The organism is Bavariicoccus seileri WCC 4188 (assembly GCF_000421665.1).
Taxonomy (GTDB): Bacteria; Bacillota; Bacilli; order Lactobacillales; family Aerococcaceae; genus Bavariicoccus; species Bavariicoccus seileri.
In genome coordinates, this window is record NZ_ATXL01000003.1 from 71,381 (window position 1) to 91,700 (window position 20,320).

General features: G+C 39.5%; 21 protein-coding genes. 5 read left to right on the forward strand and 16 right to left on the reverse strand.

The annotated features are described in order from the left end of the window. Nucleotides 1-112: 112 nt before the first annotated feature. From H541_RS0101345 to H541_RS0101375, 7 genes are all read right to left on the reverse strand, one after another. Entirely contained in the window at nt 113-955 is an 843-nt protein-coding gene (locus H541_RS0101345) for an energy-coupling factor transporter transmembrane component T family protein (RefSeq protein ID WP_022795560.1), read from the reverse strand. Continuing rightward, on the reverse strand, nt 945-2,660 hold the full coding sequence (locus H541_RS0101350; RefSeq protein WP_022795561.1) for an ABC transporter ATP-binding protein: 1,716 nt from the start codon (nt 2,658-2,660) through the stop codon (nt 945-947). Before H541_RS0101350 ends, H541_RS0101345 begins: the two co-directional genes overlap by 11 nt. Nucleotides 2,661-2,711: 51 nt before the next feature. Beyond that, entirely contained in the window at nt 2,712-3,263 is a 552-nt protein-coding gene (locus tag H541_RS0101355) for an ECF-type riboflavin transporter substrate-binding protein (RefSeq protein ID WP_022795562.1), read from the reverse strand. A gap of 129 nt (nt 3,264-3,392) precedes the next feature. After that, nucleotides 3,393-4,241 (reverse strand): SAM hydrolase/SAM-dependent halogenase family protein, encoded by an 849-nt coding sequence (locus tag H541_RS0101360; RefSeq protein ID WP_022795563.1) that lies wholly within the window; start codon nt 4,239-4,241, stop codon nt 3,393-3,395. Between the two features lie 101 nt (nt 4,242-4,342). Continuing rightward, nucleotides 4,343-5,089 (reverse strand): ABC transporter ATP-binding protein, encoded by a 747-nt coding sequence (locus H541_RS0101365; protein WP_022795564.1) that lies wholly within the window; start codon nt 5,087-5,089, stop codon nt 4,343-4,345. Then, nucleotides 5,086-5,961: an ABC transporter permease gene (locus tag H541_RS0101370; protein ID WP_022795565.1), complete on the reverse strand. Its 876-nt coding sequence runs from the start codon at nt 5,959-5,961 to the stop codon at nt 5,086-5,088. Before H541_RS0101370 ends, H541_RS0101365 begins: the two co-directional genes overlap by 4 nt. Before the next feature lie 47 nt (nt 5,962-6,008). Beyond that, nucleotides 6,009-7,013, reverse strand: coding sequence for an ABC transporter substrate-binding protein (locus tag H541_RS0101375; protein WP_022795566.1), 1,005 nt, complete (start codon nt 7,011-7,013; stop codon nt 6,009-6,011). A 183-nt stretch (nt 7,014-7,196) separates the two neighbouring features. On the opposite strand from H541_RS0101375, the gene H541_RS13700 reads away from it, so the two are divergent. Beyond that, nucleotides 7,197-7,328 (forward strand): hypothetical protein, encoded by a 132-nt coding sequence (locus H541_RS13700; protein WP_276202752.1) that lies wholly within the window; start codon nt 7,197-7,199, stop codon nt 7,326-7,328. Between the two features lie 284 nt (nt 7,329-7,612). Here H541_RS13700 and H541_RS0101380 read toward each other — a convergent pair whose 3' ends face one another. The 4 genes from H541_RS0101380 to H541_RS0101395 all read right to left on the reverse strand — a co-directional run bounded on the left by H541_RS0101380 (nt 7,613) and on the right by H541_RS0101395 (nt 10,575). After that, on the reverse strand, nt 7,613-8,191 hold the full coding sequence (locus tag H541_RS0101380) for a DJ-1 family glyoxalase III (protein ID WP_026501520.1): 579 nt from the start codon (nt 8,189-8,191) through the stop codon (nt 7,613-7,615). Between the two features lie 119 nt (nt 8,192-8,310). After that, nucleotides 8,311-8,832, reverse strand: coding sequence for an O-acetyl-ADP-ribose deacetylase (locus H541_RS0101385; RefSeq protein ID WP_022795568.1), 522 nt, complete (start codon nt 8,830-8,832; stop codon nt 8,311-8,313). Nucleotides 8,833-8,891: 59 nt separating this feature from the next. Further along, entirely contained in the window at nt 8,892-9,494 is a 603-nt protein-coding gene (locus H541_RS0101390; protein ID WP_052168237.1) for a beta-class carbonic anhydrase, read from the reverse strand. 166 nt (nt 9,495-9,660) lie between these two features. After that, a complete protein-coding gene (locus H541_RS0101395; protein WP_022795570.1) occupies nt 9,661-10,575 on the reverse strand; it encodes a LysR family transcriptional regulator in 915 nt (304 codons plus the stop codon). Between the two features lie 194 nt (nt 10,576-10,769). Between H541_RS0101395 and H541_RS11190 the strand changes: the two genes are divergently transcribed. Both H541_RS11190 and H541_RS0101405 read left to right on the forward strand, forming a co-directional pair. Next, nucleotides 10,770-11,972, forward strand: a complete 1,203-nt coding sequence (locus H541_RS11190) for a uroporphyrinogen decarboxylase/cobalamine-independent methonine synthase family protein (RefSeq protein ID WP_022795571.1) — start codon at nt 10,770-10,772, stop codon at nt 11,970-11,972. Nucleotides 11,973-12,273: 301 nt separating this feature from the next. Then, nucleotides 12,274-13,233: a glutathione S-transferase family protein gene (locus H541_RS0101405; protein WP_022795572.1), complete on the forward strand. Its 960-nt coding sequence runs from the start codon at nt 12,274-12,276 to the stop codon at nt 13,231-13,233. Between the two features lie 292 nt (nt 13,234-13,525). Here the strand turns inward: H541_RS0101405 and H541_RS0101410 are convergent, their stop codons facing one another. Continuing rightward, complete coding sequence (locus H541_RS0101410; RefSeq protein WP_033420693.1) at nt 13,526-13,807, reverse strand: aminotransferase class I/II-fold pyridoxal phosphate-dependent enzyme; 282 nt, start codon at nt 13,805-13,807, stop codon at nt 13,526-13,528. 205 nt (nt 13,808-14,012) lie between these two features. On the opposite strand from H541_RS0101410, the gene H541_RS0101415 reads away from it, so the two are divergent. Next, nucleotides 14,013-15,002, forward strand: coding sequence for an aspartate-semialdehyde dehydrogenase (locus H541_RS0101415; RefSeq protein WP_022795574.1), 990 nt, complete (start codon nt 14,013-14,015; stop codon nt 15,000-15,002). Nucleotides 15,003-15,187: 185 nt separating this feature from the next. Here H541_RS0101415 and H541_RS0101420 read toward each other — a convergent pair whose 3' ends face one another. The 3 genes from H541_RS0101420 to H541_RS0101430 form a co-directional block, all read right to left on the reverse strand. Further along, nucleotides 15,188-16,315 carry a Fic family protein gene (locus H541_RS0101420; protein ID WP_022795575.1) on the reverse strand — a complete coding sequence of 376 codons (1,128 nt, stop codon included), beginning with the start codon at nt 16,313-16,315 and terminating at the stop codon, nt 15,188-15,190. Nucleotides 16,316-16,414: 99 nt separating this feature from the next. Further along, nucleotides 16,415-16,993 (reverse strand): DUF4256 domain-containing protein, encoded by a 579-nt coding sequence (locus H541_RS0101425; protein ID WP_022795576.1) that lies wholly within the window; start codon nt 16,991-16,993, stop codon nt 16,415-16,417. Nucleotides 16,994-17,128: 135 nt separating this feature from the next. Next, nucleotides 17,129-18,622: an RsmF rRNA methyltransferase first C-terminal domain-containing protein gene (locus H541_RS0101430; protein WP_022795577.1), complete on the reverse strand. Its 1,494-nt coding sequence runs from the start codon at nt 18,620-18,622 to the stop codon at nt 17,129-17,131. Between the two features lie 263 nt (nt 18,623-18,885). On the opposite strand from H541_RS0101430, the gene H541_RS0101435 reads away from it, so the two are divergent. After that, on the forward strand, nt 18,886-19,368 hold the full coding sequence (locus H541_RS0101435; protein WP_022795578.1) for a MarR family winged helix-turn-helix transcriptional regulator: 483 nt from the start codon (nt 18,886-18,888) through the stop codon (nt 19,366-19,368). Nucleotides 19,369-19,657: 289 nt separating this feature from the next. Here the strand turns inward: H541_RS0101435 and H541_RS0101440 are convergent, their stop codons facing one another. Next, nucleotides 19,658-19,939 (reverse strand): hypothetical protein, encoded by a 282-nt coding sequence (locus H541_RS0101440; protein WP_022795579.1) that lies wholly within the window; start codon nt 19,937-19,939, stop codon nt 19,658-19,660. Between the last annotated feature and the right edge of the window lie 381 nt (nt 19,940-20,320).

Sequence of the window (20,320 nt, forward strand, 5' to 3'; positions counted from 1 at the left end):
TATGATGTCATTGGGAGATCTAGTTATAAAAAGAAGGAAGGCAAGCGCCTTTCTCCTGAGTTATTTAAGTTGAGTTATTTCAGTCTGTTATAGAAGCGCACTAGACACCATGCTATACAAACGGGTTATAGAACCGTCCCTGATTCAGCAGAATGAGCCAGAGTCCGACTAAAACAATTAGACTAACGATCGAAATGGCTATGATATCCGCTTTCTTCAGTGGTGTGGTCATATACCACGTTCTTTTATCCAATTTGCCAAACCGTCTTAATTCCATCGCTGAACTAATCGTATCAATTCGATCTAAACTAGAAAAAATCAATGGAATCGCTAAAGTCAGATTCCCTTTGATGCGTTTCATCAGTGGCGCATCCTTAGAGAGATCAGTTCCCCTAGCTTGGCCTACTTGAGCAATGGATTTAAATTCCCGTTGTAAGTCCGGAATATACCTTAATGCTAAGGCAACCGCATATGAAATCCGATAAGAAATACCGATGCGGTTCAAACTAGCTGCTAACTCACTTGGATTTGTCGTCATAAAGAAAATCAATCCGGGCGGGATAGTCACGAAATATTTGATCATCAAATTGAATTCATAAAACAATTGCTCTTGTGTGATTGTATACCGTCCGATACCTTCCCAGATTACATGACGCGTCCCATATAAATCAACGCCATATTCTGGAGCAAAGAGATAAATCGTCAAGAGATTTAAAATCGCAAATACCAAAATAAAACGGATTACCAAACGAATATCGTCATAGCGAATATCAGCCAATTTAAAAATAATGATGCCAAAAAGCGCTAAACTGATCAAAAAGCGCGTATCATAGGATATCATGCCAATCGCCGATAACAAGATGAAGCTAATGAGCTTTGTCACACCACTCAATCGGTGGATCTGAGTATCTCGTGGCAGGTATCCCAATAAGTTACTTGTTTGACTACTTGCCATTATCTCTATCCTCCCTTTCTGAACGGATAAAGTTCTCGACAAATGTGGTAGGATCAGCTAACTGATTTGCGGCAGCTAGATCATATAAACTGGTTGTCTTAAGTGAGGTATCTGCCACAAGCAGTTGATCTGTTAGAACAGCTGCTGGCGTCTTATCTGCTACGATCGTCCCTTCTTTTAAGACTATGGTACGTTCAGTATATTCTAACATCAAATGCATGTCGTGTGTCACCATCAAGATAGTCTTGCCCCGACGATTCAATGCTTCTAGAAACGTCATCATATCATTATAATGACGAAAATCTTGCCCAGCAGTTGGTTCATCCAGAATCAGCAGATCAGGCTCTAAGACTAATATTGCTGCAATGGCTACTCTTCTTTTTTGACCATGACTTAAAGCCGACATAGGCCAGTTACGATAGGGTTTTAAACCACATATAACTAGTGTTTCAACGACTTTTTCTTCAATTTTCTGTTCAGGAACTGACCGATTTCTAAGACCCAGTGCCACTTCATCATAGACATTGCTTTGAGACAACATTTGGTTGGCATTCTGCAGGACATAACCGATTCGAGTCGCCCGTTTGGCAATGGAGTCCTCTAAAATACTCCTACCATCCCATTTGATATCTCCACTGTCTGGCGTCAAAAAACCACTGATTACATGACTCAACGTCGATTTGCCAGCACCGTTATGTCCCACTAGGCTCACCATCTCGCCTTTGTGTAAAGTCAGTGAAATATCCTTTAATAAAGGGTTTCCTTTGTGGTAGCTAAAGTTAAGATGGTCTAACGTCAGCAAGGGAGTTTGCTTTGGTGTTTCAATCTTAAACGGATGAGCCTCTTGCCAGTTATTGAGTGCTTTTTTGATGACAGGTGTCGCCATTTGTTGACAATCAGTCACGGTCGGCATAGCATCAAGGTCGATACCTAACGTTTTCAATGCCGTGAGATACAAAGGTTCACGGATACCATGATCAGTCAGAGTGGTTTGCTTCAGTAACTGATCCGGTGGTAGATCTGTGACAATCTGACCGTCATCAATCAACACGACCCGATCAATTTTAGCTACTAACGATTCTTCTAAACGATGCTCGATAATAAGAGCGGTTAATTGCTCATCAGAGGCAAGTTGGTCAATCAATCGCATGGTATCATAGCCAGTTTGTGGATCGAGATTGGCTAATGGCTCATCAAATAAGATGATGGGTGGTTCATCTACCAGAACACCAGCCAAAGTCACCCGTTGCTTTTGTCCGCCAGACAGTTCTGATGGCTTATGGTCCAAATGGTCACCCAAATTGATTTTAGTCGCCCAAGTCTTAACCGTGTCATGCATAGCATCTACCGACTCTGCTTCATTCTCCTTCAAGAAGGCTATATCCTCAGCAACGGTCAATCCGACAAATTGACTGTCAGTATCTTGTAAGACTGTCCCTACACTTAAAGAGAGCTCATAGATCGAGTCTTCACCAAAACGCTTGCCAGAAATCATCAACTCTCCGGTCCAAGAACCATGGTGATTCTGCGGAATGATCCCATTTAAACAATTCAATAAGGTCGATTTACCAGAACCACTGGCCCCAACAATCAAGATCTTTTCACCTTCATAAATTGTCAGACTGATATCCCGTAACGTCGGCTCACTCTGAGCATCATATTGAAATGTGAAATTTTTGAATGAAATAATTGCTTTTCTCGTCATCTCTCACCATCACTCAAGACCTTCGCCTCTCTCTTCACACAGTGAAACTTATCAAGCATCTTTTGTTAAACTGCCTTGCTTCGTTTTCGTTGCTGCATAAGCTTTAATCAACAATACCCCAATAATCCCTGTCACAACCGCATTCGTCAAGCCAATCACGACTCCTTGGGTAAAGACTTTATTGGCAGCCTCCGCATAAATCACAACATCCCCAATTGGAGCTAGGACCATCCATAAGACCACATTAGCGATCGTTTCTCCAACTATGAAAGTTATAATATCCTTTTTATCAAAAATACCTTCATTGACCCGTAAACGATTCCCTATTAATCCAAAAGAAACGCCTAAAAGACCAGAGGCTACAATCCAAGTCCACCAGGCGCCGTAAGACGTTAAATCCCCGATCATGTGACCTAGAAAACCAGCTAACCCTGCCACAATTGGCCCATAAATAACACCTAATAACGCCAAAAATGGATAAGCCGTTGCTATATCAGTATTTGGAACCCCAGTTGGAATCGTGACAAACCGTTTCAAAATAAAAAATACCGCCGTCCCAATACCAATGGCGACAATTTGTTTAACCGTAATCTTGCTTTTCATACACTCTACCCCTTTATCGTGGCTTCTCCAATGGTTGATGATACTATTTTCGCTAACACCTACTAAGTTCTGCTACTATCTTCTAAGATCTACTACTATCTTTTAAAAGCTACTAACATCTACTACTATTCACTCCAATTTACTCAATGTAATCTGCCAATCATTTCCAGTTCCTATATGATAAACCTCTGCAAATGATCCCAGATTTATTCCTAATCCGACATTTAGCAATGAGTTGATATAAAGGACAGGTTCATCCGTTGCTACTTGTGCAAATGACCGACCATAAGCAACAGTAGCGTGATACCGCAAAGTACCATGATAAGAAATCTTAACGTCAAAACTATCGCCATAGTTAGCCTGCCATTTTTTGAAAAAAGCGAGGGGAATATTGGTCCAAAGAGAGCCAAATCGAACATCTAACGTATCCACTGTTCCAGTGACTTTCTTATCGCTATAAGTAGGCTTGATTAAGTCAAAAGTAGTGAGTTCATCTACAGCTAGTTCACTGCCTAACGTCTCAAAACTGACTTTCTGACTCGCTAAACGCGCCCCGTTATAGATATAAATATCACGACCATGGAAAGTGTGACTCTCTCCAGAACTTGGTAGCCTTTCTGTCGCTTCATTAATCTGCCGTGCTTCTTTAATACCAACATATTCCTTCAAAAACGTTAGGGTCCCATTATCTGGTGTAATGACATATTGACCAGTCTCTAAAAGTACACAGACACTTCGTCTATTCGAACCAACACCAGGATCGACGATTGACACGAATACCGTCCCTTTTGGCCAATAAGGTGTCGTTTGCATCAACCGATAACTCGCATCATGAATGTTGTAAGGTTCAATATCATGCGTCAAATCTGAGATAGTTAACTTCTCAGACACCTGATATGCCACACCATACATGGCACTCACCGCACCATCCGCTTGACCAAAATCAGATTGAACGACCAAAAAATCTGCCAAAAACATTCCTCCCCCTTTTCTAACCTAATACCATGATATCTTTTTAGAATTCAATAGACCATCTTTTTTCTACATTTCACTTCAGTTTTCTACATTCTTCTACATCTCTACATCTGTTGATAGATTTCAATTAGTTGTGCTTCATCTAGTTCACTTGATGGTTCGTCTAAGGTGATTTCTCCATGATTGAGCATAATAACGCGGTCGCTATAACGAATCGCGTCACGCATGTTATGTGAGATCATGATGGTTGTGATTCCTAGATCCTCAAGGAAGCTTCTCGTCTTTTCCATGATCACTCGGCTTGTTTTAGGGTCAAGAGCCGCTGTGTGTTCATCTAAGAGTAGTAATTTTGGTTGGTTCATTGCTGCCATTACAATGGCGAGCGATTGGCGTTGTCCTCCAGAGAGGTAGGATACTTTGGTATTCAGTTTTGATTCCAGTCCTAATCCAATTGATTCTAATAAGGTCTTATACTCTGGAATACGATTTTTTTGAATTAACCGTTTCAACCCGAATTTTTGTCCTTTTTTATCTGCAAGAGCCATGTTCTCAAGGATTGTTAAATTGCTAGCAACACCAAAACTAGGGTCTTGGTAGACACGTCCAATCAACTGTGCTCTTTTTTCTGGTGAGAGGTGGGTGATATCAGTCTCATCCAAGATTATTTCACCTGAATCTACCGCAACAGTCCCTGCAATCATGTTCATCAATGTACTCTTACCACAGCCGTTGGGCCCGATAATTGCCGTCAGTTCTTTTGGTTTAACGGTGAGTGAAAAATCAGTGAATAGAACGATCTCATTTGGTGTGTAACGGTTGAATGTCTTTGCTAGATGGTTGAAGGTAATCATGACTTAGCCACTCCCTTCAGATAACGATTGAAACGTTGTCCAAGTTGTAGATTGTTGTAGGCGATGAACAAGATAATGATGATCCCGTTGATTGCCTTCAAGTCATTCGGAGCCATCCCTAAGTAAATGGCTAAACCACTGATCATCTTATAGATCAACGCTCCGATAATCGCCCGCGTTGTGCCATTCAAGAACGCTACACCACGCATGATCGTCCCGCCAATGATCAACGAGGCTAGTCCAACCACGATAACACTTGTACCCATGCTGATATCTGCTAATTTCATATTTTGAGCTAGAAGTGCTCCACTCACAGCTGCCAAACCATTCGACAACATCAGGCCGATAATCTTCATATGGTTCTTATTTGCACCTAAACTGGTGACTAGTGCTTCATTGTCTCCTGTCGCTAAGAGTAAATATCCTAGTTCAGTTTTAAAGAACCAGTCAAGTGCTAGTTTAATCACTAACACAATAGCTACCATAATCAAAATATTGATCCAGACAGTTGACCCAAACAAATTTGCTAAGCCGTACAATGAAATATTAGACGATCCACCTATTCTTAAGTTGACGGAATACATGATAGTTAGTGTCAAAATACCTGCAAGTAGTGGATTAATCTTTAAATGGATAAAGAGTAATGCTGTCATTAAGCCTGCTAAAGAACCCACTACAAAAGCAGCTAGAATCCCTAGAACTGGTGGCCATCCCCATTGAAGGGTTACTGCTAGTGTAAAGGCACCAGCTGGCAAGGTTCCCTCCACCGAAAGATCCGGAATATCTAAAATGGTGTATGTAAGGTAGACAGCAATTGCTAAAATACCGTAAATCATACCTTGCATGAGTGTTGTAATGATTAATTGAGACATGTTATTCCCTTCCTATATCTATGAATAGCAATGAGTTATTACGTCGGCTAATCAATGAGTTGTGCATCCTTGAATGGTTCTTTGCTAGCATCTAGCCCTAATGTGTCTAAGACATTTTGACGGACAACATTCGTCGTTTCTGTCACTCTACCGACTGAGATGCTGCCCGCATCTTTACCATCTACTAAGATTTCTTTGGCCATACTTCCTGTCTGTTTCCCAAGGTCAGTGTAGCTAAAGCCATTACAAATCAAGATGCCATTGGCTTTATCTGTTTCATCAATGTAAGCTTGTAAAACGATTTTCTTAGCTGCCAATGCTTTATCAGATATGACCCCAAGAGACGATGCGACCAAATTATCCGTTATATTGTATAAGGCATCTGATTTAGCCAGGGCTGTGTCGATAGCTTGAGACATATCATTAACATTATTGACCCCTATAGCTTCTATAGTAAGCCCTAATTCATCTGCTGCCTTTTCAGCATCTTTCACTTGTACTTCCGAATTAGCCTCACTGGTGTTGTACACAATCCCGACTTTTTTGATACTATCATCGATCTCTGGTAATAGTGCCAGTTGATCCTTTACAGGAGTCGCATCAGTTGTTCCGGTGATGTTTCCGCCTGGTGTTTCTAAACTCTCAACGATCTCTGAGCCAACTGGATCAGTGACTGCTGAAAATAGCACTGGGATTTCAGTATCAGTCGTCATTTGTTTGGCCGTTTGCGCTACTGGTGTTCCGATAGCATAGATCATATCGACACCACTATCAATGAAATTTCCAATAATTGATTGAGCCGTGGCAGTCTCACCTTGTGCATTTTGATACTCGATATCTGCTGTGACCCCTTCGCTTTCTAATTGATCAGTGAAACCATTACGAGCATCATCCAATGACGGATGTTCAGCAATCTGAACAATCCCGATTTTATACGTTTCCTCGCCATTGCCTCCATTAGAATCAGCCGTATCAGTATTTCCACAACCTGCCAATAATCCAACAACTCCTAATGCGATAATACCTGCCTTCTTTAATACTTTGCTGTTCATTTCTTGTCCTCCTAGATTTGTATTTTGCTTTGCCACACTATATTCATTCGCTCAGGTTTAATTTTTGAAATCTAACTCTAGGCAACATAACTCAATTATCGGTGCTAACGCTATCCACTCAGCAACTGATGGATCACTCTTTAACCGTTAACCTTGTGAGAGCGATGAGGGTGATAAAGGGAGATGGACACAAAAAAAGTCCCTAAGCAACAACTCTTACATTGTTACTTAGGGACGAAAATTTCGCGGTACCACCCATATTTACCGATGTTCACCATCGATCTCTGCCAGATCTATCAATCTGAGGTCAGTTAACGGAGACATCCGGATCAGCTTTCTGTTTAAAAAGCAAAGCCTCTAACCTTCCGTTAGAGTGGCGTTTCTCTTAAGATAAAGCTTGCTCAGCTAAAAAGGTGAACGCTGATCAGTCAGATGAATCGTGTTAGCTTTCAGCAACTACTAACTCTCTTTTGGTGATTCGTTAACATATCAGTACCTTTGTCATAGCATCTTTAATTGAATTAACTACAGTTTAGCGAGGCTACACACAAATGTCAACTAATTTATGAGAAACCTCTCATTTTTTATTCTGCAGTTTTCTAGTCAAATAAATCTAGTGTGAAAACCATTGGTCCTTGCATATCTTGATAAACTTTCTTAGCCGTCTCTTCATCAGCTAATTCGGCTAATAGTTGATAGCCAAATGGTAGCGCAGGTACTGGACCACGACTGGTCAAAATACCATTATCGATCACAATCGTTTGTTCAGAGTGACGTTCATTATCTGTGATTTGATTTTCAATTGTTGGAAAGGCAGTAAAGCGTGTTCCCTTCAATAAACCAGCTTTATCAAGAACAATAGGCCCAGCACAAATCGCTGCTACCCATTTCTTATTTTTGTGAGCTTTTTGGATATAAGCAATAACCTCAGGATTGTCTCTTAAAGATTCTGCGCCCTTAGTTCCACCTGGAATATAAACAGCATCTATCGCCTCATCCTCGACATCAGCTAATAAAGCATCTGCAGTTACAACAACATTTTGTGCGGAGACAACTTCCTTATTACCAGTAGTACTGACAAGAGTGACCTCTACCTTACCGCGACGACAAATATCGACTGGAATGAGCGCTTCTATTGTTTCAAACCCATCAGCCAATAAAACAACTAACTTACTCATCTCTTCCATCAACTCCTCTACATACAGTTTACCACACAAAAAGGTTGTTCAAAAAGTGGTAAGCTTTGAGAAATAAGGTTGTTCATGGAGTGTTTAGCTTTAGGGTTCATTACAAGTCTTTACCACAGGTTTGGATAAAATCGTTTTCCTACCTCTACACTTTTAGAGTCGAAAAGCACCAAATAACAATCAAGTTCAGGTTTTCCACTTGCTTTTATCCGTTGTTCAAAAGCTAATATCGTCTCTACAGCTATTCTTAGAGCGGATTCTCTTGGAAAACCATAGACTCCTGCTGAGATAAAGGAAAAAGCAATGCTGTGTAAGTTTTTAGCGGCTGCTATTTCTAATGACCGTTGATAACAGTTCTTCAGCTTTGTTACCTCATTATCCTGGCCACCTCGCCATACGGGTCCTACAGCGTGGATGATATATTTAGCTGGTAACTGATAGCCCTTGGTGATCACTGCATCTCCAGTAGCGCAACCTCCAAGACTTCTGCACTCTTCTAACAGCCCTTTCCCAGCAGCACGATGAATGGCACCATCGACGCCTCCACCGCCTAGCAGAGAACTATTAGCAGCATTTACTATAGCATCGACTTGTAGCTGTGTAATATCCGCCTGAATCAGTTTTAAACTCACGTCATGACCTCCTCGGCTACCAATAGATTACCCTAACTTTAGCTATCCTTTAACTTTTATCAGTCTTCACAGTCTAGAAAGTCGCTCAATTCTCCTGTATGTGGGTCGATCACAAGGCCTTTGACAACTATATCATCAGGCACTAACGGGTGATTTCTCACTAATGCTACTGAGCTTTTCACATTATGGCCCAAATGATGGAATCCCTCTAACCATTCTGCTACGTCCGTCTCTTTTGAAGCAGTTGTTAATTGCTCCTCAGTGATACCTCGATCTTCCATACTTTTAACCAAAGCTTTTCCACTAACGCTCCTTGCACCACAATCATGATGTCCAATCACAAGAATAGTTTTGACTTTTAATCCATAAATGGCGATGAGTAGACTTCTCATGACACTGCCATAGGGTTCGTTAATTATCGCTCCAGCTGTCTTGATGATTTTCGCATCACCATTCTTAAACCCCAATGCCGCAGGTAATAAAGTCGTTAAACGCGTATCCATACAAGTCACTATCGCTAATTTCTTTCGTGGCAAATTTCCTGCTACATGGGGTTTATACTTTCCATCTAAGACAAACTGATGGTTATAACTAAGAACATCACTAATCAACTGATTAAATTCTTGTTTATCGCTACATGTATCCATTCGCATTCGTGTCATCTGTCCTTTTTATTAGATTAACAGCACGCTATAAGGTTACTAATACGGCTATTGTATTGAGATACTGCTAGTATTTACCCCAATAGGTTAGGGGCAGTCTTTTAGCAGATTTATAGTGTATCACAAGATCTCACAATGTCCGTTTATTTAGCTCAATCAGATGTCACTAAAACGTCTTAATCCCTTTCGCACATTGCTCAAGTATATCCAAATACCTCGTCGCTATATGATTCAATTGATGAAAGTCACTCGTGATATATCCTAGCTCGATTTGTTCGTCAGATACTAGCTTTTTCCCAACAATATCCTCACCATTCAAATCAGAATTGATAATCCCTGAACTAATCGTATAGCCATTCAACCCGATTAACAGATTGAACAACGTTGCTCGGTCACTGACGATGATCGATTTGCTAGCTTGGTGATCTGCGAGTACTTCTTCCCAAAAATAAAATGAATTATGATGCCCTTGTTCATAACTCAATTTTGGGTAAGGTTCTAAGTCTTCAAGTGTCAGAATATCCTTCGATGCTAACGGATGATTCTGGTAAATAAACACATGTGGTTTTGCAACATGTAAAGGCGTAAAGGTCAATCGTCTATCCTTCAACGTACTATTGATGACTTGTCGATTATAATTACTCCGGTAAATGACACCTATCTCGCTTTTTAAATTTGCGACATCCTCAATCACCTCAAACGTTCGTGATTCTTTAAGAGTGGCTTGATAATCTTGCTGGTCTATCTCCTTTAATAACCGCACAAAAGCATCAACAACGAATGCATAATGTTGCCCAGCCACACTAAATATCTGTCTTGGCTTCTCTTTTTGTTGATAACGTCTTTTCATCAAATCAACTTGTTCTAGTACCTGTTGAGCGTAGGATAAAAACTCTTCACCATCAGCAGTCAAGGTGATTCCTTTTTGACTACGATTGAATAAGGTAATCTCCATTTCACGCTCCAGCTCTTTCATCGCATTTGATAAAGAAGGTTGTGAGATATAAAGAGTCTTTGCTGCTTGAGTCAACGACTTTGTTTCTGCTACTTCTACCAAGTACTCTAATTGCTCGATTCGCATCTCTTACCTCCATAGTTTTAAACTATTGATATACCAATATAATAGGTATTTTGAATGTTTTGTTTTTTATACTACATTACTTAGTATCTTAATGAAATACCTTATTGTCGTCTCTATCCAACTGTTAGAGAACCATTTTCCCATAACAATTTCGTATTTCAAAAACATAAAAACATATTAGAGGAGATTACCACATGACTGAAAAACAACAAGATCAAAATGCAACTGAAACAAAAGTTTCTTCCAAGCGCTTCTTAACGGTTGGTTCTTTACTCCGCCCGCAAGATTTATTGAACTACAAAACCAAAATCGAACATCGTGACGATATCACCTATCCATTTTATGATGAATTTGAAGGCTATAAAGAAACAGAAGACAAAGCTGTAGCACAAGTGGTTGAAGACCAAGTTGAACGGAATTTTCCCGAGATCACAGATGGTGAATTTTCAAAATCACTTTGGCATCTCGACTTTCTTTGGGGGTTATCAGGTGTGAGACGCTTCATCGCAGACCATGGCTATTTCTTCCGTGATAAAGATGAAGAGAGTAAATTTGAAACCCGTAAAGATATCGGAATCGACATTGAAGACCATCTACATGGTCATCATCATCCCTTTATTGAACATTACGAACGCTTAGAAGAACTTGCTCCAGAAGGTGCTCATTTAAAACAATGCATCCCTTCCCCATCTCACATCTTTGGCGAACTTTCTTGGTCACCTAATATCGGTGGAAAAGTTTATGCTACGACAGAAGAATTCAAAACTGATTTGATCACCGCCTATGAAGAATTCTTGACCGACTATGCAAAGGCTGGCGGAAAAGTTATCCAGTTTGACGACTGTTTATGGGAACTATTTGCTGACGATAACCCTAACAGCCCATTCACTGGCGGATCTGATAACTATGCCGACAAAGTTAACTTAGCTCAGGAATTTATAGACTTGAACAACACGGTCATAGCTTATGCCCATGACTTAGGGTTAAAAGTGTATACCCATAACTGCCGTGGTAACTATAGTTCTCGGAATATGGGTGGCGGTAGTTACGAAAAAATTGCGCCTCTCTTCTTAGAAAAACAAAACTATGATCGTTTTTACTTAGAATGGGACGATGAACGTGCTGGCAGCTTAAAAGCCTTAGAAGCATTCAAAAACAAACCAGACACTGAAGTTGTTTTAGGATTCCTCTCTAGTAAAACCAACACACTAGAAGATGAAGACCATATTCTAAGTCAATTAGAAAAAGCAGCAACCCATCTCTCTAAAGATAAACTCTACCTCTCACACCAATGCGGATTTGCATCATGTGATGGTGGAAACGAACTAACCATCGAACAACAATGGGCAAAAATAGAACAAGGACAAGAAATCGCGTATAAATTCTGGGGCGAATAAAAAAAGTGCGACAAATCACGGTATAAATCAGATCAGGTTTTTCTGATTTATACCGTGATTTTTCCATGTTCATTGATGTAAACGCCTTGCATCATTATATTAAATCCAACAACTCCTACAGAGAACCTGTACGTTAGTATGAGATTTTATACGAGAGACTTGTTCTATTAAAATTTACATATGAAACCTTCATACTAGTCTCTACCTTCTTTTATACTTATAATAGAATTATAGAATGAGTTAATTTTTCTACAAAAATCACAGTATTTCTGACAGTTTATTCTATAGAAAGGATGGTTCTATGGGTTTATTAGTCGATGGAAAATGGGAAGATAAGTGGTATGACACCAAAAAAACTGGAGGTCGTTTTGTTCGAAAAGATTCTCTATTCAGGAACTGGATTACTCCTGATGGGAGTCCCGGTCCAACTGGTGAAGGTGGTTTCAAAGCTGAGGCTAATAGGTACCACCTCTATGTTTCCTTAGCTTGTCCTTGGGCGTGTCGGGCTTTGATATTTCGTTCAATCAAAGGGTTAGAGAATTTAATTTCTATTTCAGTCGTTAACCCATTAATGCTAGAACACGGGTGGACGTTTGCTCCTGATCAAGGTGTTATTCCTGATCCTGTTATGAATGCTGACTTTTTGTATCAAATCTATACCAAATCAGATCCAGACTGTTCAGGTCGGGTCACTGTTCCTGTTCTTTACGACTTGAAACAGGATAAAATTGTTAATAATGAATCTGCCGACATTATTCGGATGTTCAATTCGGCTTTCGATGGTATCGGAGCCATCAAAGGTGACTATGCCCCCACAGAATTACTCGCTGAAATTGATGCAGTCAATGAATTAGTCTACAACAACGTCAATAATGGGGTTTATAAAGCCGGATTTGCAACTGAACAAGCTGTCTACGACGAAGAAGTCACCACTTTATTTGATACCCTTGACCAACTAGAAGCTCGGTTAGAAGGACATAATTACTTAGTTGAAGACCAATTAACTGAGGCTGATTGGCGTTTGTTTACGACACTCATACGCTTCGATAGTGTTTATTTCGGTCACTTTAAATGTAATATCAGACCATTGACCAGTTACAAAAACCTTTGGCGCTATACCAGAGAGTTATATCATTTCCCTGGAGTCAAGGAGACAGTCGATTTTTATCATATCAAGAATCACTACTATAGAAGCCACAAGATGATTAATCCAACTGGAATCGTCCCTAAAGGACCAGAATTAGATTTCAGTTTGGATTGAATCAGTAGTGATAATTTATAATGTCGAATAAGGGTTTAATGGCCTAATGGTTTAATGACTTAATAGCTTAATGGTTTAATGGTTTATAACGATGAAAAGGGTTGGGAACTGATCCCAACCCTTTCCTTTTACAGATATTCATAACCTCTTATTGATGATTAAAACTCCTTACAAGTAGTGATGCTTTAGTCTTTCTTATAGTTTCAGAATACTCACAAGAAAATTGCACTCAATACTAAAACCACAAGTCAAGCTTGCTTCTTACTACAGTTAACATCATATCCAGTGACTCTTATACATTGACAAACATTTTTTTGATCCGTTCGACAGCTTCTTTGGTATTTTCATAGGTGTTAAATGCTGTTAAGCGGAAGTATCCTTCTCCACTAGGTCCAAAGCCAGATCCTGGTGTCCCTACAACTTGTGCTTGTTCTAACAACTCATCAAAAAATTGCCATGATGTTTTCCCACCTGGTACTTTCATCCAAATGTATGGAGAATCAACGCCACCATACGTTTCAATCCCAGCTTCTATCAAACTGTCACGAACACACTTCGACATACCCTCTTTCATTTAACCGATCATTCTTATTTACTAAAAATGCTACTTACACACAAATTTCGTTTCTTTTTAAAATTTCTTTTGTTTTTTTTCACCGATTGCTATAAACTGAGAAACAAATGATAATCAGAACTATTTTATCATAATTTTTTCATCATAAAACAACTGCACTAGAACTTTTACTAACCAACTAACTGCTAAGGAGCTGTACTTATCCATGTCTAAAACGTATAACGTTGCTGTCTGTGGCGCCACTGGTGTCGTAGGGCGTAAGATGCTACAAGTGCTAGAAGAACACGACTTTCCAATCAACCAATTGACTCTCTTTGCTTCAAAACGTTCTGCCGGAAAGAAACTTGATTATAAGGGAGAACAACTAACTATCCAAGAGTTGACCGAAGAGTCGTTGAAACCACCAATCGAGATTGCCCTATTTTCTGCTGGTGGGGACACTTCTAAACATTTTGCCCCACTTGCTGTAGCTAATGGTGTGGTTGTGATCGACAACAGCTCCGCTTGGCGAATGGATAAAGAGGTTCCTCTGGTTGTCCCTGAAGTGAATGGTACGGTACTGACTTCTGATGAGAAGATTATCGCCAATCCTAACTGCTCAACGATTCAATCTGTCTTGCTGCTAGCTGCTCTTCAAGAAGCTTTTGGCTTAAAACGTGTCGTTTACAATACCTACCAAGCAGTTTCAGGCGCTGGCCAAGCAGGTTTGGATGATCTCGCTAATCATACGACAAACAAATTTCCATACTCAATTAACGACAATGTCTTACCACAGATTGATGTTTTTTTAGAGAATGGCTACACCAAAGAAGAAGAAAAAATGATCAATGAAACTCGTAAAATTCTTGCTCTCCCTGATCTACGTGTGACTGCTACTGCTGTCCGTGTTCCTGTCGCTAATGGACATGGTATCAGTATTAATGCCGAACTGGAGCAGGATTTTGACATATCAAACGTTAAAGAGGTTCTAGCAAACTATCCAGGTATCACACTAGTTGATGACCCTGCGCACGATCGTTACCCTCTACAAACTGACGCAAACGATACTGATGACGTGTTAGTTGGACGCATCCGTCGTGACGATTCCGTGCCAAATGGTGTTAATCTTTGGGTTGTAGCAGATAATATCCGTAAAGGAGCTGCCTCAAATACCATCCAAATTGCAGAAGACATGGTCCGTCGCGAATTAATTTAACGTAATACTGGCCGTCTTACTGTTGCTTATACCATCATTAGCTCAAAAAACTATCAGAACTTTCAAAATAATTATTTAGTTTATTACAGTTAAATAAGGACACCCATAAAATTCAGCCGAACTTTATGGGTGTCCTTATGTTTAACCTATTTAACTTTCTGTTAGTTCGCTATAGCATCAAGAAACTAACTACTTATTGTTCTCATCAAATCATAATTATAATACCCTTGATTTCTTTGACGAGAAGTATCCTTATCAAGTAAATGGATATCCGTTAAAAAATCTAATCCTTTTTTTGCAGTAGAAGGATGAATATTCAGAATATCACTTACTTGTTTCGCGGTCGTAATTGGTTCCGAGAATGTAGATAACCAGATTCTTCTTTGCATATCTGTCTTACAATGCTTTAAACCTTCTCTAGCTAAATTATCCGCATTTCCAAGCTTCTCAATAATACTATTAGCCATCCTTTCAGATGCTAACAGGAAAAAAAGAAGCCAGTTACTCCAATTACCATTTTCTCCCCGTATACTGTTTAAGCTATTATAATAACGGATTCTCTCTTTCTCTAACTCCTCACTCACAAAAAATAGAGGTGAGGAAACAAGTGACTCATTGACCGAAATCAAGACAAGCAAAATTCTTCCTAGCCTGCCATTACCATCTAGAAACGGATGAATCGATTCAAATTGAGCATGAGCAATTGCCATTTTCAACAATTCAGGTGCATCGTATTCGAAATATTCATTTGCATTTTCTCTTTCAGTATTGAATGATGAATGATTCTCTCCATTGATAAAGAAATCTAAATTTTCCATGTAAGATTCGATTTCATTCGGGGGCACTGGGATATATACCGCATCTTCAATTCTATTATTGGGACCAATAAAGTTTTGTACTTTTCTGAATTCGCCACAAGCCGAAGAAGTTCCACGACCATTCTCCATTAGAATAGTATGTATTTGTTTTATAAGACGTGTAGAAATCGGCATTTGGTTCTTCTTAATCTCATTAATGCCAAACATCAGTGCTTTGTGATAATTTTTAACTTCTCTATTTTTCCAATCTAACTCTTTTTTATCTTTTATTTCCATAAAATTGTGAAATGTGACTTGGGTACCTTCGATTCTTGTTGACTGTACCGACTCATTGAGAGACAACAAACTTAGTAAGGACTCATTGACCAAAGAATTATTAATCAAAGATTCCATCTTTCCAATTACTAAATTCGTTTTGGCGAGTTGTTTGTAAATTTGTATTGATTCATCTTTTGTCACACTAGCTGGTAATTTCTTGATTCCTTTTAATGTCATGTCACCCCTCCTTATTTCAATTTTATAGGAATTCTGAAATAAGTAAAGAGTTATTACATTTTATCGGTTATTCAATGGGTTAGTATCCACTAAACTTCATTATATCCTTACTTTCCCTCTAAAACCTCTTGAAGCATAGTAAGAGTCAGCGCCATTATGGTAAATAAACACGTAATTATAGCGTTTATCCCCAAATAATGCACCACCAAGAGATCGGATAGCTTCGGGTGTCTTGATCCAAGTAGAGGTTTTCAAATCAAAGTCTCCTAATGATTGTAACTGACGGTAGTCATCCTCGGTCAAGATCTCGACACCTATAGCTGTCGCAAGGTCTTCAGCACTCGTTCGTGGCTGATGCTTTTTTCGTCCTTCTAAAGCTGCACGATCATAACAGACACTTCGTCTACCAGTTGGACTCTCTTTGGCACAATCAACAAAGTAAATCTCTGCTCCATCCTCAAATAGCATGACATCAGGCTCACCACCACTTGTTTCCATCTCATTTACCGTCATAAGTATTTCAGGTGATGCCAGTAGTTTTTCTTGGATCTCTGACCATGTCAATTGTTGATGTCTTTCCATGTGTTTCATAAATCTAGCTTCAAGTGTCTGTAATAAGGCATTTTGTTCGTCTTTGGTCATTCTATTTTCAGTTGTCTTATTGGAACGATCGGTCATGATGAAGCCTCCTCCTATAAAGCAAATTTTCAATGTATAAAGCAAACTGTCTAGGTACTCAGTAAATCACTCATTGATGACCTACATCAGTTATTGATGACTTAAATTAGTATCAAAGTATCGAAAATAGTAAGGCTAAAGCCACCGCAAACCTTTAGGATAGTGATTTTTCAATTGGTTATTGTCATATTTCCCCCATCCTAAAGGAAAATTATGATAACAGACTAACTGCCAGCCGTCAGATAAATCTTCGATGCCTTCAGCAAGCAAGTCACTCTCTTGTAGAACCTCACCGTGAAGATATTTTTCAATGATAACATCACTAGTGATCATCACTTTTTCTCGAACTTGACTTGGCTGTAAACTAAGCGCAAGGGCGTGGGCGGGTTCAAATCGTTTCTTTTTCAGAGTGCCCAAATGCAGTCCTGGACGGATGACTTTCAACCCATCAAGCGACAAGTCATTAGGCAGTAGATAAAGATTATCCCCAAACAAAATAAAGTGGGATTGACTGTCATCGATTGCCTCATCAACAAATGAGCCAGAATGTGCTATCGTGCTACTATCCGACAAAATTTGTGTTTTAAACGCTTCAAAATAGTCGACTGCCGTTGCTAATTCCTGTGATTGTTTGGATTTCCTTGATAGGTGTTTGGACTTTGAATTTTTGTCCCGTTTGTCCCGTTGGTGAACGCTAGAGTTCTCAGAGCCAGTTTCACGGGTATCTTTTAGAACAGCTATAAAATGTCCTTCGCCCAATAAGTGATGTGACCATAGACGATAAGCATTCTTGAGTTCAGCCGGTCCATCGACCCATTCGGGGTGTCCGTGGTCGAATTCAGCTATTTCAACCGGTCGAATTAGTTTCAGGTAATCATACGTTTGCAATAGCCAACTGATTGTTCCTTCGTTTTCTTCCGGGGCAAAGGTACAAGTGGAGTAGATCAGCGTGCCACCTGGCTTCAAAAGTTTGACCGCCTCCGTAAGAATCTCTTTTTGACGTCTCGCACATAAGTCGATGTTAGCTAGTGACCATTGTTCGATGGCTTGCGGTTCTTTTTTAAACATTCCTTCACCAGAACAGGGAGCATCTACGACGATTCTGTCAAAGAAAGCAGGAAAATGCTCTGCGAGTTTTTCGGGTGTTTCATTCATGACCACCGCGTTCTTGATACCCATCCGTTCAACATTCTCAGACAAAATTTTTGCCCTTTTTCCATTGATCTCGTTAGCAACCAAGAGACCCTGTCCTGCCATTTGACTCGCTAGATGTGTACTCTTGCCCCCAGGAGCCGCACACAGATCAAGCACACGCTCCCCAGGCTTTGGCTGAGCCAAAACACCAACTGCCATTGCACTCGCCTCTTGCATATAATAGACCCCAGCATCATGATAAGGGTGCTTTCCCGGATGATCGTCCTTGCTATAGTAAAAACCATTAGATACCCATGGAATAGCTTTTAAAGTAAACGGTGATAGTGTCAAAAAATCTACGACGCCTATCTTTAGGCTATTCAATCTCAAAGCACCAGAGATTGGAAGCTTGTAACTTTCTATAAAGGCTGGATAATCTTCCTGCAAGAACCTAGCCATCCTGGTTTTGAACTGTTCTGGTAGAGCGATTGTCATGTCAAAAGCTTTCCTTTCATACGATTCACTAAATTAACCTGTAATCAACGATAGTCTTCTAGAATTCGATTATAACGTAATCTTCTCACAACTTTAACCAAAATCTGATATAATGACTGATAGAGTTATCCGAAACAGCAATGGAAAGCGTTAACATTTTACAATTGAGTAACTTGTTACTATAATAAACTTATAGGAATAAAGCCTTAGTCAATAGACTATAGACTTAAGACAGACCACTCATAATATAGGAGGCTAGGTCCATGGATTTTGAAAACCTGACCGCTCGACATGACCCACCACGGCAACGAGAAGTTCGGGGGATTTTTTCTAGTATCTTTGTACTGCAAAATAGACTACAAACGATTTTTGATAAAACGGAAGATGATATCACTTTAAAACAGTTCATGCTATTAGCCATCGTGAAAAACTCAAATGATGATACAACATTCACTCATTTAGGTCATATTTTGGGGTCATCACGACAAAACATCAAAAAATTAGCCCTATTGCTAGAGGAAAAAGGCTTTTTGGTCGTGACACAAGACCCGCATAATAAACGAAAAGGGTTTATTGAGTTGACCCCAAAAGCTAAACGGTACTTTGCTGAGATCAATAAACATCATGTGGAAAAACTTGATCTCCTCTTCCAAGACTTTACAGACGAAGAATTACATCATTTTTACCATCTCGTCTCTAAGTTATATGACCGAATAGAAGTTGAAAATGCTGAAGAACTGATTTAACCGTCAGTTCGAATGCTTGTCATTGCTAAATATCTTTTGATTGATGACAGATGCTATCACTGTTGTGATTACTGTTGGAGCTATTGTTAGAGCTACTGTTCCTGTTACTATTGCAGTTTATAGTGCAGTGCCATTAGGGGTGTTAGTGACAATCTTGTAGTAAGTAAAGAGATAACTAAGCATTAGAGAGTGAAAACTAGGACAATGAGGTAAACTCCTCTTTGTCCTAGTTTTTTTATGCTACCCATCTAATTAGTAAGACAGTATCCTGCTACTATTGCTCATACTACTACCAAACAAAAGTTGTCATAAAAGCTAAGATAAGTGGGAAAAACACAACCATCGCGATACTTCCTAAAAGAAAAGCTATGAGTTTCCTGTTTTTTATGGTCGTCCTTCTCAGTCCCTGTTCAATCATCAAGCAGATCAATGCATGGATAGGACAAGCAACTATGGTAATAAATGACATATAATACATAACAGGGTCAACCAGTGCCGCTATAAAGATGATTACCACAAACAAGCAGAAACTCGCCAACAGATAACTTAAAAACGATTTAGATTTCCTCATAGACTCTCTCCTCAGCCTTTACGACATACAGCATACAACCTATAATTGACTCATGATTTTTAATCATGCCTCTTCTTCATTACTCTTCACTCTTCTTCATTACTCTTCACTCTTCTTCATTACTCTTCACTCTTCTTCATTACTCTTCACTCTTCTTCATTACTCTTCTTCATGAGGCTTCACTAAAACACCTAATACCAGTAAATGTGACCTGAGATGGCAAATAATGTTGCACTATTCCTTTAGCTCATTATAATGGATATAAGCGCTAGTGGTCATTCATTAGCCTCAACTTATTTTTAACTTATCTTTAACTTAACAGCAACTAAGTATCATAACTAGTATCAATTCAATAACTACTTAATTCGACGAGGTGACTTA

Coding starts and splice junctions, on each gene's coding strand:
- H541_RS0101345 (WP_022795560.1), bottom strand. CDS start 955: ATGGCAAGTAGTCAAACAAGTAACTTATTGGGATACCTGCCACGAGAT.
- H541_RS0101350 (WP_022795561.1), bottom strand. CDS start 2,660: ATGACGAGAAAAGCAATTATTTCATTCAAAAATTTCACATTTCAATAT.
- H541_RS0101355 (WP_022795562.1), bottom strand. CDS start 3,263: ATGAAAAGCAAGATTACGGTTAAACAAATTGTCGCCATTGGTATTGGG.
- H541_RS0101360 (WP_022795563.1), bottom strand. CDS start 4,241: ATGTTTTTGGCAGATTTTTTGGTCGTTCAATCTGATTTTGGTCAAGCG.
- H541_RS0101365 (WP_022795564.1), bottom strand. CDS start 5,089: ATGATTACCTTCAACCATCTAGCAAAGACATTCAACCGTTACACACCA.
- H541_RS0101370 (WP_022795565.1), bottom strand. CDS start 5,961: ATGTCTCAATTAATCATTACAACACTCATGCAAGGTATGATTTACGGT.
- H541_RS0101375 (WP_022795566.1), bottom strand. CDS start 7,013: ATGAACAGCAAAGTATTAAAGAAGGCAGGTATTATCGCATTAGGAGTT.
- H541_RS13700 (WP_276202752.1), top strand. CDS start 7,197: ATGGACACAAAAAAAGTCCCTAAGCAACAACTCTTACATTGTTACTTA.
- H541_RS0101380 (WP_026501520.1), bottom strand. CDS start 8,191: ATGAGTAAGTTAGTTGTTTTATTGGCTGATGGGTTTGAAACAATAGAA.
- H541_RS0101390 (WP_052168237.1), bottom strand. CDS start 9,494: ATGACACGAATGCGAATGGATACATGTAGCGATAAACAAGAATTTAAT.
- H541_RS0101395 (WP_022795570.1), bottom strand. CDS start 10,575: ATGCGAATCGAGCAATTAGAGTACTTGGTAGAAGTAGCAGAAACAAAG.
- H541_RS11190 (WP_022795571.1), top strand. CDS start 10,770: ATGACTGAAAAACAACAAGATCAAAATGCAACTGAAACAAAAGTTTCT.
- H541_RS0101405 (WP_022795572.1), top strand. CDS start 12,274: ATGGGTTTATTAGTCGATGGAAAATGGGAAGATAAGTGGTATGACACC.
- H541_RS0101410 (WP_033420693.1), bottom strand. CDS start 13,807: ATGAAAGAGGGTATGTCGAAGTGTGTTCGTGACAGTTTGATAGAAGCT.
- H541_RS0101415 (WP_022795574.1), top strand. CDS start 14,013: ATGTCTAAAACGTATAACGTTGCTGTCTGTGGCGCCACTGGTGTCGTA.
- H541_RS0101420 (WP_022795575.1), bottom strand. CDS start 16,315: ATGACATTAAAAGGAATCAAGAAATTACCAGCTAGTGTGACAAAAGAT.
- H541_RS0101425 (WP_022795576.1), bottom strand. CDS start 16,993: ATGACCGATCGTTCCAATAAGACAACTGAAAATAGAATGACCAAAGAC.
- H541_RS0101430 (WP_022795577.1), bottom strand. CDS start 18,622: ATGACAATCGCTCTACCAGAACAGTTCAAAACCAGGATGGCTAGGTTC.
- H541_RS0101435 (WP_022795578.1), top strand. CDS start 18,886: ATGGATTTTGAAAACCTGACCGCTCGACATGACCCACCACGGCAACGA.
- H541_RS0101440 (WP_022795579.1), bottom strand. CDS start 19,939: ATGAGGAAATCTAAATCGTTTTTAAGTTATCTGTTGGCGAGTTTCTGC.